We start from the raw sequence: 12106 nt of genomic DNA, 5'->3' as shown, positions 1-12106 counted from the left end.
CGCATCGAACACAAGAGTCAACATTCAATCCCGCAAATTATACATTAGTCATACTCACACTCTTTCAATAAACATTCAACCGCCATCCGGTATTCCCGGATGGTCTGGCTTTTGCGGATTTGCGTCAGATATTCTTCGCTGTTTTTAAAGTTTTTGCCAAGATACCACCAGAGTTCTTTCATTTTGACTACTGCGTTTTTTTCTTCTGGAGATTTTTCGATATAGGCATCAAGAAGATGATCGCAGAATGTAGCAATCTTCTTGGTGTCAAATGTAGATTTCCCTTTTATAACTGCCGGAAGAAATGGGTTCATCAGAATTCCTCTTCCGAGCATGATGCATTCTGCTTCGGGAAATTTTTGATGGAAGATTTGGTAATTTTCCGCACAAAAAATGTCTCCATTATAGACTAGAGGATTTTTGCTGTTCCGACAGGCGTAGGCAAAAGTGATCCAGTCGGGTTTGTTTTTGTAGTAATCCTGCTGGACTCTTGGGTGAAGGATCAGTTCTTCCAGAGGATATTGGTTATAGATATCCAGAAGCTCTTCGAACTCTTCCTGATCATATTTACCGCTTCTTGTTTTGATAGAGATTTTCATATCGAGTTGATCGAAAACTTCGGCAAGGAAATGATTCAGTTCATCGGGATAAAACAAAAAACCGGATCCCCTTTTCCGGTTGACGACTGTTTTGGAGGGGCAGCCGAGATTCAGATTGACTTCTTCATATCCGAATTCTTTCAACTGCCGGGCCAGGCGGATGAAATCCTCGGCGCGGTTGGTCAGGATCTGCGGAACGGTATACATGCCCTCATTATTTTCCGGAAGGATCTCATTCCATTCCTGTCTGCTGAATTTGCCTTTCGGGTTTGGATTTAAAAATGGTGTAAAATATTTATCCATTGGTTCAAAAAAGGTGTGATACGCCCTGCGGTATACCTCACCTGTAATGCCCTCCATTGGCGCCAGATAGATTTTCATGACCTTTCTACCTCCGTCACATAAAGTGTTTCTTTGTCTACTCGGAAATGAATTTCCATTCCCGCGTAAGACATGCCGTAAATCCGGACTGGATCCTTTTGATAAGAAGGTCTCGGATCCTGCTCCAGGATCTGAATCAGTGTTGCTCTTTTTTCAGCCGGAATCTGTTCCAAATACATTTCCGGGAAATTCACATCCAATTTATAATCTTTCTTTTCTTCCGCGAAACCGCCTTTTGCCTCCGGGTGGCTATCCACGTATGGAAGGTAGGGCTTGATATCGTAGATCGGCGTCATATCCAGAAGATCCGCACCTTCCACGATCAGCACCGGACCTTCTTTTTCCCGGAATTCCACCCCAATAAGCTTTACGGAAGAAAGTCCGATCGGATTCGGGCGAAATGGAGAACGGGTGGCAAAAACTCCCACCCGTCTGTTACCACCAAGCCGCGGTGGACGTACTGTCGGGCTCCAGGTATCCCGGATAGATTCCGAAAATTCCCAGATCAGCCACAGATAATCATACGCCTCGATTTCCCGCAGTGCATCCGCATTCTGATATTCCGGCAGAAAATGGATTTCTGCCCGGGTATCCGCAAGATTACTCTGTCGCGGAATCCCGAATTTCTCCACAAAATCAGATCTTATATACGCGATCTGCTTTATTTGCATCGTTCTTTTTCTCCATCAACAAACATCATCACAAAAGCAACTGCCAGAATTGCAGAAGCGATCAGAAGTGCCTTTTCAGCAAACATTTCCACACAGGCATTTCCGATAACTGCACCGATCACAAAGAAGAAGATGATTCCATAGTACAAAAGTCCTTTCTTGATATACTCTTTATCCTTCGTGTTCGCATAACTGCACATATGCTGGGTCGCACTTCGTAAGTTTCCGATGCACATGGTGGTTGCAATTCCGTTTCCATGGATTTTGCGGAAGCTTTCCACCTGAATCCCACACGCAAGGGACGTGAGTGCATTCGCCACCAGATTAAAATCCTGTGGAATAAAGCTGACACTCAGTAGGATCACTGCCTCACAGAATACCGAAATCTGTCTCCAGTGCAGAAGTGTCAGATCTTTCGTCCGTATTTTCACCAGATCCGCAAGGGCGATTCCAATGGCAAATGCCAGCACCGGAACCAGATAGTGGAGTGCCATATGCCAGTTTCTCTCTGAAATATTGATTCCAAGAAGCAGAATATTTCCGGTTTGTGCATTGGCAAATACTTTTCCTCTGCACATATAGGAATAGGCATCCATAAATCCACCGGCAATCGCAAGGATCACACCAAGTTTAATTGATTCTGACATCTGTTTTGAAAATTTCAAGTTACTCATCCTCCCTATCGTATGCTTTGATGTATACAAAATTCTCATTGTTTCGTTCTGTATGATAATCCAAATTCAGTGCCGCGTCAAGAAAATCCTTACCACCGGACTCCACTGCCTTCACCGTCATGCCAAGTGCCGCTTCCACGTCCTGCACCGTCAGATCATCCAGAAAGACCTCTTCTCCGCTTCGCAGCATATTGATCGGAATCTGCAGAGTATCTCCCAGATCCTCTCCTGCTTCTTTTCTCTCTTTTAACTGTGCCACCAGATCCTGTCCGGTAATCAGACCGGATACGGTGATCGTCTCACCAAAGAAATCATTACGGATGCAGGCAACCGTGATCTTTACTTTTGGAAATGCTTCCGTGATCCTGTCTGCAAATTCCTGAATTGTCGGATACGCAAGCTTTGCAGTCGCAATGGTAAATGTCCGTGCGATCCCTTCTTTTAACTTTGGATATTCTTCACTTTCCTGAAGTTCTTCAAAGGCATGGTAAAATTCATCCCGTAGAAGCCGCATCATGCCAACACCATTTTCCAGCTGGATATATCCGTCATAACGTCCTTCCTCTGGGAAATCCCGCTCTGCAAGGATATACCACTCGTCACTTGCATGGATAAAATGAAGTCCAAACTCGTCATACGCCTTCTTCTGATAGCTCTCGATCAGATCAATGACCTCTTCCGCTTCTTCTTTATCAAAAAGCTCCAGTGGATAAAGTCCCTCCCTGTATTTGGAAAGTCCTGCCGGAACCACTGACACACTCCGCATAAACGGCAGATACTTCATCAGATCTTCGATAGAACGCTTCAGCTCATCCTTATCATTAACTCCCTTGCACAGTACGATCTGCCCATTCATCTCCACATGTCCGGCATACAGATCATCCAGGAATTTCAGCTTTTCTCCGGCGAAACGATTGTGGAGCATCTTGCAGCGCAGCTCCGGGTTCGTTGTCTGCACAGAAATATTGATCGGCGCAAGCTGCATCTCGATAATACGGTCCACATCTTTCTGCTTCATATTCGTCAAGGTAATATAATTGCCCTGCAGGAAAGACAGACGGGAATCATCATCTTTAAAATACAAGGTCTCACGCATTCCCGGCGGCATCTGGTCGATAAAACAGAAAATACACTTGTTGCTGCAGGAACGGTAGTCGCTCATCAGACCATTTTCAAATTCTACGCCAAGGTCATCATCATACTCTTTCTCGATCTCCAGAAGCCATTCTTCCCCGTCCGGCTTGCGGATCAGCACTTCTACATACTCATCCTTGATCATGTAACGATAATCAAAAACGTCCTCTATTTTCTGGTTGTTTATTCGTAGAAGGACATCTCCCGGCTCGATCTCCATCGCCTCGGCAATTGAATCCGGGTAAACCTCACGGATCAGATGTCCCTGATACTCATTTTTCTTACTCAAATTATATTCCTCCCAAAATTCGGAATCGGAAACAAGACCTTTTCCAGGCTAGCTTCCTCTTTCATGTAATCCTCATATTTTTATCATAAACGACTTTTTCTGCAATGATTACATACTTTTTCATCATACCATAAAACTGTAAATTTCGGTAGGGATAAAATTCAGAAGCCTGAAACAGAAGCCTGAAACAAAAATTCACCCATAAATTCAAACGATACCTTTCATTCTCCAACCAAACACCGGGGAACGAAACCTTTTACGGTTCCATTCCCCGGTGTCCGGTTTGTATATATGGTTATCTATATACAATTTCCATATGCTTCAAAATAAAATATTCTATTTCTGATACCGCATGTTACAAGAAAGGCTTGCGGTCTTTCATTAGAAACGGCTAAATCAAGTTCCTCCTGTTCTTACGCGTATAAGTATTGTCGACTTCTATATAGTAGCATATCTGCGGTGTACTTTCCTAGTGGTAAAAAGGGAGATTCTTTTGCTACTGAAAATACCGGTTTGACAGCTTGCGAAATCCACCGAAATGTATCGAAAAATGTTTTCTTTCTCCGAATTCCTTTTAATTTTTCAAAATAAATTTTCTTCTTTGTAATATCTGTTTAAAATCAGAAACATGATTTTAGTGATTTTTTACAGAAAATCCGTTCGATTCTACACTGCATCCCCACGCTCTGTCACCAGCTCATATCCAACACTTGCTACTCGTCTCCCCATACATCCGCGACATTCTGCTGCCTCTTCACCGGTACAGATCTTGTTGTCATAAAGCTCATACTGCTTCCGGTTCTTCACCGGAGAAAGGTTCGGCATCACGACATTGGCTCCTGCCTGCAGCCCTTTCTCTCTTCCAAGCGGATCCATCGTCCCAAGTGCTGTCGTTGCCGGAAGAAGTACCTTCGGCAGCAGGATTCGGATCACAGCGAGCAGAAACAGTGTCATCTCCACACTTCCTGCCGGTTCTTTTGAAAACTGCGTATCGTGGTGTGGGATAAACGGTCCGATCCCCACCATCTCCGGCTGCAATTCCTTCAGAAATACCAGATCCTCTGCAAGATCCTCTGTCGTCTGATAAGGTGAACCAACCATCATGCCAGCCCCCACCTGATAACCAAGCTTCTTCAGATCATACAGACAATTCTTACGAACGGTAAGGCTCATCTTTTCCGGATGTAGCTTCCGGTAATGCTCCTCATTCGCCGTTTCATGGCGAAGCAGATACCGGTCTGCTCCAGCTTCCCGAAATCTCTTGTAACTCTCATAAGACTTCTCTCCGATAGACAAAGTCAGTGCACATTCCGGATATGCCTCCTTGATTTTTTTAATAATCGCCACCATCCGGTCATCCGTATAATAAGCATCTTCTCCGCCCTGTAGCACAAATGTCCGGAATCCAAGCTCATACCCATTTTCACAGCATGCCATGATCTCATCCTCTGTCAGACGGTAGCGCTTTGCATTCGTATTACTCTTACGGATTCCGCAGTAATAGCAGTCATTCTTACAATAATTGGTATATTCGATCAGCCCTCTGGTAAATACCTTTTTCCCGTAATAAATCTCCCGAATACGGACTGCTTCCTCTTTCAGTCTCCGGACTGCCTCCGGATCTTCTGCACATTTTATCAATTCGACAAAATCTGATTTTGTAAAATCCGGATTCTCGATAAATCTTTCGTAAACTGGTTTCATTTTCTATATTCTCCCTGCCTGGTTTTCTGTATCTTTTCTGAATTTATGGGCATTTGTCCATGAAATTATAAAATTTATTCTATCACACTTCGTCAGCCGCGGCAATCACTCCATCAATGTCTACGATTTCGTCAAGCGGAATCCGGTCTCCACTCTGCAGTACGATTTCATTCAGATAGGTGTCAATCCTCCGGATACATCCGGACTTTTTCTGGTAGGAGCCACCTTCCTTTTTCTGATCCGGTACAAAATATTCAAAATCTACTTCCCGTGGTTCCTGCCTCTGGCATACTTCCCGTAAATACAGATCCAGTATCTGTCTGCAATCCTCACTGAGTCTGCGTTTCCGCTCGGTCAGTCTTTCGGTCTCCCTGATTGCATCTTTATGTCCGGTCAGCGCTGCAAACGGGGCAAACTGCGCCGCTCTGTCCTGCCTTGACATCTGCGGATGTCTGACCGATACATGATGCGGTAAATGAATGATATCCTCGTATCCTGTCATGCCTTATGCCCTCCGATCTGCTCATTCCGCGCTTTGGTAGTGGCTCCTTCCTGAAAATTAAGTCCCTTCAGAATTGCATTCTTCCCATACTTCTTCTTAATCGAAAGCACTGCCTCCTGCATCTTCTTCTCCCGTTCAACCTTCTCATCCTGCTGCTTCTTTTCATTACCTCCGGTAAAATCAGTAAACAGATTCAGTTGCCGGAATTCTGTCTTATCTGCCGCTTTCTTTTCATCCAATACGTGATTCGCCGCCATCGAAATCCGCCGCACCATTAAATGAGGATTCACAATCCGGTCATACAGTTCCATCACTGCATCGGTTATCATTCTCGCAGAAGCTGTATACTCTCGTAGATTCGCTGTTCCATGTGCATGCTTTGGAATCTTTCTTCCATACCGGTCCACTGTCACCTCCCCTGTATAACCTTTTCCACTTCTCAGATTCTCGATATCATATCCGACAGTCAACACGATCTGATCCGTAACCAGATGCTTTTCTACAAGATCAAGTGTCAAAAGGTCCAGCATCTCTTTAACCACAATTTTCGCCTTTTGGGCATCATACGGGCAATGTAGTACTTGTCCTGCACCAACACTGTTATGCTCCGGCTGATACGCTTTTACATCTGCAATCGTACACGGTTCCCACCCCCAGGCATGATCGATCAGAAGTTCTGCATTCACACCGAACATTTTATACAAAAGCTCTTCGTTATAAAATTCATTCTCTTTTCCAACCGAGCATCTGGCAATATCTCCCATGGTATACAATCCACATTGTTCCAGCTTTTTCGCATAGCCTCTTCCCACACGCCAAAAATCCGTAAGCGGTCTGTGATTCCACAAAGATCTGCGATAACTCATCTCATCCAGACTTGCAAACCGGAAACCATTCTCATCCGGTTCGCTATGCTTTGCCATGATATCCATCGCAATCTTTGCCAGATACAGATTCGTACCAATTCCAGCTGTCGCCGTAATCCCGGTCTGCTCATAGATTTCCCGCATTATCTTTCCTGCAAGTTCTTCCGGTGTCAGCCGGTAAGTATGCAGATAATCGGTAACATCCATAAAAACCTCATCGATTGAATAGACATGTATGTCTTCCGGTGCAACATACTTCAGGTAAATGTCGTAAATCCGGATGCTGTACTTCATATAGAGTGCCATCCTCGGAACCGCCGTGATATAATCCAGTGCAAAGCTTCGGTCTGCCTTTAATTCCTCGGTGTCACAGGATTGCCCGGTAAATTCATGTCCTCCATTTTTCCGCTTTCGCTCGTCGTTAATCTCCTTCACCTTCCGGACAACCTCAAAAAGTCTTGCCCTTCCCGGAATCCCATATGCTTTCAGCGCAGGAGAAACAGCAAGACAGATCGTCTTCGTTGTCCTCTCCGGATCGGCTACAACCAGATTCGTCGTAAGCGGATCCAAATTCCGTTCCTTGCACTCCACCGAAGCATAGAAAGATTTCAGATCAATTGCTACATAACTGCGTGTCTGCTCCGGCATTCGCTGCACCTCCTAACACTTTTTTGGAGAACATATGTTCTTTTCCCGATTATACTATATTTTTTCGCCGACCACAAGATTACAACTATAAATTTTTTATTTTTTAAGCAGTTGGATATTCAGATCCACATTTCCTTCAATCCCCGGCACGCTTCCTGTACTGGAATACTGCCACATAGTGAACCTATACGGCGTCTGCGGAAGTTCTTCATAATCTGCATACCAGACCGGATAATCCAACAGCTTTTCCAGATCCAGTTCATACGCTTCCCACAGCATATTGCTGTAAATCATGGCATCATATCCCGCTTCTTCTATTTCTTTACAAAATACCTTCGCATTTTGGGTAAATTGTTCTCCCGTTACATCATCCGTCCGTGCTTCGTCTTCCAGAATATGCTCTGGATCGTACACAACCGGCATCTGAAGCTCCTGCCCTTTCAAATGTTCCAGAACAAAATCAGCCTCTTCCTTTGCCTCTTCTTCATTTACCGCCTGCGAGAAAAAATAAACGCCCACATCTATTCCAGCTTTTCGGGCATTTTCCATATTCTGTTCAAACTTCTCGTCTGCATTTAACGTACCTTCTTCACCATAGCCACGATATCCGATCCGCAAAATTGCGAACTCATAGCCTGCTGCTTTCACCTGCTCCCAGTCAATATCTCCCTGAAAAACAGATACATCTACGCCCAGCCTTGAAGTATATTTCTTATCCTCATAGCTGATCTTATTTTCATTTTTTACAAAAAGTGCTTTATCATACGGATTCTTCGCAACTGCTTCATTGATTTCTACCGTATAATGCTCTCCGTGTGCATCTACAAAATCAAGCGTATTTTTCTCATCTGTACTTTCCGCATTTTTTGCATCCGCAGAAGTTTCTGCTGTTTTCTTTCCAGAACATCCTGCAAGCAAAGCTACTAACATTCCGAAAATAATCCATTTTCCTCTTCTCATCTGATCTCCATTTTCTTCACTGTATTTTCCGGCACTTTTATCACACCAAACCGCCACAAAAGGCTTTTTCTTTTTTCTTATACTCCTTATAGTTGTTCTTCAAACTTTTCACAACGCATAATCTCCTTCACCGCATCCGTCAGTGCATAAAACAAATACGCATCTTTCACTCTTGCTTCCGGATGCGAAAATGAGATGACAACAGATTTGCCATCTCTGAAATACCAGATTCCCCTTGAAGTCATTTTCCAGTCAATCTCTCTGTCCTTATAACATGCATCCATAAAAGCATACTCCGTGCCACAGCAAATAATAAAGTCTGCTTTATACAAATCAATCTGCTCCTTGATAATGTCATGATGATCAACTGCTGCCCTGTAAATTTCACCATTATTTGAAGTATGTCCACCAGAAGTTTTCTTCAAATTGACCGCTGCTATTTTCTTCAACTCCCTCAAGCGTCTCTGTTCATTGTCCATCTCCATCTCAGACCACGGAAATTCTTTTTCCCAGGACAGAATTCCTTCCGTCCAGCGTGCAATATTATCCCATGTCTGTGGTCTTCCACCCTCATAAACAAAATCCCGCAGGTCCCAGCTTTTTCCGCCATTTACTTCTTTTAAGATATATACGATCTTATATCTGGCATTTAAAAATACCTGCTCGCAGATCACTCCATCGGCTACAATGTCGGGATCTTTTTCTCTTAATTTTTGAAATAAAAACTCTTCTCGTTCTTTAATCGACATAGCTGTTTATTATTCTCCATAATCTTTAATTATACTGTAATTTATAATCCAAATTACTGTTTTGATAGTTCCAAGATAACTGTGTTTCCTATATTGTAAGGCTTTCTGATGTGTTTGTCACTCTTTTGTTTCTATCAGGTTACTAATGTAAAAGTTCGTTTACCTTTGCTTGAACAGCAGAATAATTTGGCTGCTGTACTTGGGAAGTACACACCTGTCGTGATGAGCAGTTTTCTTATTTTGATTGGATTTAAGTCCAGAGAATGCCCTGGATTCTGGATGCTATTTGCGTAACCACCTCCTCGCAGGCATAAGAAAAGCCCATCTGCACCGAGCAGACAGACTAAAAATGGATATAAAAATACCCTGCCAGCTTTCATCAGCAGGGTTGATTAGAATTTTTACTTGTAAAGGTCTTCCAACGTTATCAGCCGAACTTCACCTCGCTCTTGTGCCTGAAGAAGTCCATCTGTGAATCCGCCTTTCGAGAAGATATAGTAGTGATAGTTGTTGCCCTTTCCAAAAACTGAGGCATAATCCCGAATCAAATCGAGTTCATCCACACCGATTTTCTCATTCCGGTATTTGCATGAACCGATGATATAGTCTTTGCCCTCAACAGGAGTTCCGACAATATCAATCTGTATCTGCTTTTTCTTCTTCGGGTCTGTCCCCCACCACTGGCCGATTTCACTCAGCTCAATAGGAAGGCTGCCATCCTTCCAAACTAAGATTCACATCCTCAGTTACGGCACATATTACCGCACACTTCTGTACATAGTAACCTATTTTTTGCGGTTTTTCGGATGACCCATCTTCTCCTTCACTTCGTCCGGCACATCGATTAGCCCGAACCGATAGAACATCCCGTAGATGTAGGTCACGCCTCGAATATCGCCCAGAGCTTTGGGTCTCTCTACTACTTCACCTTTAATATTCTTCAGCGCCAGCAGCACTGAACTCCATGCCAGGCTTTTACTGTTCTCCCGGCGGTCGATCCACAGCTCTTTCGTGTACTCGCCGTTCCTGCCTTTTTTAATTTGGTAAGAGAATGGCAAGCCGGAGTAGGTCTTAAATTTTACTCCAGTATAGGCCAGAACCACACCCCAGAAGTTTTCTTCTGTTGGCTCATCCCTCCACCGCTTCATTGCTCTATATCTCCGCTGCCGCTCTGCTCCGACACTGATCTTCCCTTTTTCTGCTGTGCTTGTGAAGTACACACCTTTCCGATATGGCAGGTACGAGGTGACGGAGGCTTTGGAAAATTTCAGAGTGTTTGCAGTTGAGAGTATGGAGGTTTTGTAGTCTTGTGTTTCACGGTATTCTTGAAAGGTAGCTTGCACCTTCTCCGCCACTTCAGATTCATACACACCGGCCGTGATGAGCAGCTTTCTTACTTTGATTGGATTTAATCCCAGTTCTTCGCCGATGGCCTGCAAGGACATCTCAGAATCATAAAGTGCCACAGCACTTTCCATCTGCTCTTTCAGATTTTTCCCGGCATCGTACTCTGGCTTCAGCTTCTTTCGGCCTCCACCGGGCTTCCGAGATTTATACGCTCTTTTCTTTCCCATGCTTATTCGTGTAGCTCCAGCGGCAGACCATCCGGATCATGGAAGAAAGTCATCTTCTTTCCGGTATAATCGTCAACACGAATCGGCTCACATTCAATGCCTACCTCCGTCAGTTCATTCACTGTCTGCTCCACGCTCTCAACGCAGAACGCAAGGTGACGTAACCCACAGGCCTCCGGTCGGTTCACACGCTTTGGCGGGTTTTCCTCAGCGAAAATCTCCAGCTCTGTGTGCTCATTGACACGAAGATCCAGCTTCCAGTCCTTACGCTCTGGACGGTAGTTCTCTCTGATAACAGAGAATCCCAGCTTGTTCACATAGAAATCCTTAGCTGCTTCATAGTCAGATACAATGATTGCAATATGATGTATTTTTGATAAATTCATTTTCTCACGCTCCATTTCTTTAAATTTTGTCCTTCTTTTATTTTCGTTATAAACTATACGGAAGCCTTCAAAAAATACCATGTGAACTCCTGGAGTTCAGTTTGTCCACACGGCATTTATTTTTGTTATTGGTTTTCTTGTTTATTTCAGCTTTTCCAGAATCTCGTCCGCGCTCATACTGCTGGCTAATAATCTCTTAACCACTCTCTCGGCTTCAGCCTTCTTTGCTTCTTCAGCTGCTTTAGCATCTGCCTTTGCCTTCTTCGCTTCCAGCGTTGCCACTTCTTTTTCAGCTTTCTTCAAAGCAGTCTTCTTTTCTTTCAGTGTGTTCTTCTGCTCTTCAATTGCCTTCTGGATGGAAGCGATCTCAGCAGTCAGAGAGGCAATAGCTTCCTGCTTCTCTGCGATTTGAAATGCGTAGTCGGTATGGGTAGTTTTGGGACGGTTTTTGCTGCCTTTCGTTCTGGGCATAGGTGATAACCTCTTTCTTTTTTAAACGAATACTAACTATTCGACTCTTGGACATAATCAATTTCTGCAACTGACGGTATTCTAAAGCTGAATGTCGTAGCACTATTAGTATTTGTTATTGAAAAATCTCCATGTCGAATAATATCCATTCCTATTAACACATCAATATCCGTGCCCAAATCTGCGCCCGTAACAAGAACATCATTAACCGTCACATGATTTGGTAATGTTAAATTAACAAAATATGTATTGACTGCAACTACACCATTAGCAGTGCTTATCGTTCCCTTTCCAACAGGAATAAGTCCTAATTCGTCAGCGACTCTCTTATCAATAGATGATTTGGAAGCCCCTGTATCCCATAAGCCACGCCATTTTTTACTTGCATCAATATTTTTGCTCTTATCTCTTATATTAGAATTAATTAATGTATCTGTCTTAAGCATATCTAATATGCCATTTGACTTCAAAGTGAATGCCAAAAATGTATCCATATAA

General features: G+C 43.6%; 14 protein-coding genes. All 14 read right to left on the bottom strand.

Annotated elements, in window-relative coordinates; all coding sequences use genetic code 11:
- Positions 1 to 44: 44 nt before the first annotated feature.
- The 14 genes from PGR14_RS04145 to PGR14_RS04080 all read right to left on the bottom strand — a co-directional run bounded on the left by PGR14_RS04145 (position 45) and on the right by PGR14_RS04080 (position 12102).
- Positions 45 to 980, bottom strand: a complete 936-nt coding sequence (locus PGR14_RS04145; RefSeq protein ID WP_270223016.1) for a tRNA dihydrouridine synthase — start codon at positions 978 to 980, stop codon at positions 45 to 47.
- Positions 977 to 1651, bottom strand: coding sequence for a tRNA (N6-threonylcarbamoyladenosine(37)-N6)-methyltransferase TrmO (tsaA, locus tag PGR14_RS04140; protein ID WP_270223015.1), 675 nt, complete (start codon positions 1649 to 1651; stop codon positions 977 to 979). Before tsaA ends, PGR14_RS04145 begins: the two co-directional genes overlap by 4 nt.
- Positions 1642 to 2316, bottom strand: coding sequence for a YoaK family protein (locus PGR14_RS04135; RefSeq protein ID WP_330663430.1), 675 nt, complete (start codon positions 2314 to 2316; stop codon positions 1642 to 1644). Before PGR14_RS04135 ends, tsaA begins: the two co-directional genes overlap by 10 nt.
- A 1-nt stretch (position 2317) precedes the next feature.
- Positions 2318 to 3748 carry a DUF512 domain-containing protein gene (locus PGR14_RS04130; protein ID WP_055296706.1) on the bottom strand — a complete coding sequence of 477 codons (1431 nt, stop codon included), beginning with the start codon at positions 3746 to 3748 and terminating at the stop codon, positions 2318 to 2320.
- A gap of 666 nt (positions 3749 to 4414) precedes the next feature.
- Positions 4415 to 5452: a [FeFe] hydrogenase H-cluster radical SAM maturase HydE gene (hydE, locus tag PGR14_RS04125; RefSeq protein ID WP_227120238.1), complete on the bottom strand. Its 1038-nt coding sequence runs from the start codon at positions 5450 to 5452 to the stop codon at positions 4415 to 4417.
- An 82-nt stretch (positions 5453 to 5534) separates the two neighbouring features.
- The gene (locus PGR14_RS04120) at positions 5535 to 5954 is read right to left on the bottom strand and encodes a hypothetical protein (protein WP_173690146.1); all 420 of its coding nucleotides are present in this window, start codon (positions 5952 to 5954) and stop codon (positions 5535 to 5537) included.
- Positions 5951 to 7468, bottom strand: a complete 1518-nt coding sequence (locus PGR14_RS04115) for a Y-family DNA polymerase (RefSeq protein WP_270223013.1) — start codon at positions 7466 to 7468, stop codon at positions 5951 to 5953. Before PGR14_RS04115 ends, PGR14_RS04120 begins: the two co-directional genes overlap by 4 nt.
- A gap of 96 nt (positions 7469 to 7564) precedes the next feature.
- Positions 7565 to 8485 carry a glycoside hydrolase family 25 protein gene (locus tag PGR14_RS04110; RefSeq protein ID WP_270223012.1) on the bottom strand — a complete coding sequence of 307 codons (921 nt, stop codon included), beginning with the start codon at positions 8483 to 8485 and terminating at the stop codon, positions 7565 to 7567.
- A gap of 29 nt (positions 8486 to 8514) precedes the next feature.
- Positions 8515 to 9177, bottom strand: a complete 663-nt coding sequence (locus PGR14_RS04105) for a hypothetical protein (protein ID WP_270223011.1) — start codon at positions 9175 to 9177, stop codon at positions 8515 to 8517.
- A gap of 401 nt (positions 9178 to 9578) precedes the next feature.
- Positions 9579 to 9911, bottom strand: a complete 333-nt coding sequence (locus PGR14_RS16225) for a DUF234 domain-containing protein (protein WP_227120242.1) — start codon at positions 9909 to 9911, stop codon at positions 9579 to 9581.
- A gap of 51 nt (positions 9912 to 9962) precedes the next feature.
- Complete coding sequence (locus PGR14_RS04095; protein ID WP_270223010.1) at positions 9963 to 10751, bottom strand: hypothetical protein; 789 nt, start codon at positions 10749 to 10751, stop codon at positions 9963 to 9965.
- A 2-nt stretch (positions 10752 to 10753) separates the two neighbouring features.
- Positions 10754 to 11137: an SMU1112c/YaeR family gloxylase I-like metalloprotein gene (gene gloA2 / locus PGR14_RS04090; RefSeq protein ID WP_117497672.1), complete on the bottom strand. Its 384-nt coding sequence runs from the start codon at positions 11135 to 11137 to the stop codon at positions 10754 to 10756.
- Between the two features lie 141 nt (positions 11138 to 11278).
- Positions 11279 to 11608, bottom strand: coding sequence for a hypothetical protein (locus tag PGR14_RS04085; RefSeq protein WP_270223009.1), 330 nt, complete (start codon positions 11606 to 11608; stop codon positions 11279 to 11281).
- Positions 11609 to 11640: 32 nt separating this feature from the next.
- Entirely contained in the window at positions 11641 to 12102 is a 462-nt protein-coding gene (locus PGR14_RS04080) for a retropepsin-like aspartic protease (RefSeq protein ID WP_270223008.1), read from the bottom strand.
- Positions 12103 to 12106: the final 4 nt, after the last annotated feature.

Origin of the sequence: Coprococcus sp. AF99-45 (assembly GCF_027663865.1) — a bacterium.
Classification (GTDB): Bacteria; Bacillota; Clostridia; order Lachnospirales; family Lachnospiraceae; genus Allocoprococcus; species Allocoprococcus comes.
This window is presented reverse-complemented; position numbering and strand designations above follow the sequence as displayed.

Excerpts from the sequence above, each read along its gene's own strand:
- PGR14_RS04105 (WP_270223011.1), bottom strand. The coding sequence starts at position 9,177 with ATGTCGATTAAAGAACGAGAAGAGTTTTTATTTCAAAAATTAAGAGAA.
- PGR14_RS04120 (WP_173690146.1), bottom strand. The coding sequence starts at position 5,954 with ATGACAGGATACGAGGATATCATTCATTTACCGCATCATGTATCGGTC.
- PGR14_RS04080 (WP_270223008.1), bottom strand. The coding sequence starts at position 12,102 with ATGGATACATTTTTGGCATTCACTTTGAAGTCAAATGGCATATTAGAT.
- tsaA (WP_270223015.1), bottom strand. The coding sequence starts at position 1,651 with ATGCAAATAAAGCAGATCGCGTATATAAGATCTGATTTTGTGGAGAAA.
- PGR14_RS04145 (WP_270223016.1), bottom strand. The coding sequence starts at position 980 with ATGAAAATCTATCTGGCGCCAATGGAGGGCATTACAGGTGAGGTATAC.
- hydE (WP_227120238.1), bottom strand. The coding sequence starts at position 5,452 with ATGAAACCAGTTTACGAAAGATTTATCGAGAATCCGGATTTTACAAAA.
- PGR14_RS04095 (WP_270223010.1), bottom strand. The coding sequence starts at position 10,751 with ATGGGAAAGAAAAGAGCGTATAAATCTCGGAAGCCCGGTGGAGGCCGA.
- PGR14_RS04115 (WP_270223013.1), bottom strand. The coding sequence starts at position 7,468 with ATGCCGGAGCAGACACGCAGTTATGTAGCAATTGATCTGAAATCTTTC.
- gloA2 (WP_117497672.1), bottom strand. The coding sequence starts at position 11,137 with ATGAATTTATCAAAAATACATCATATTGCAATCATTGTATCTGACTAT.
- PGR14_RS04085 (WP_270223009.1), bottom strand. The coding sequence starts at position 11,608 with ATGCCCAGAACGAAAGGCAGCAAAAACCGTCCCAAAACTACCCATACC.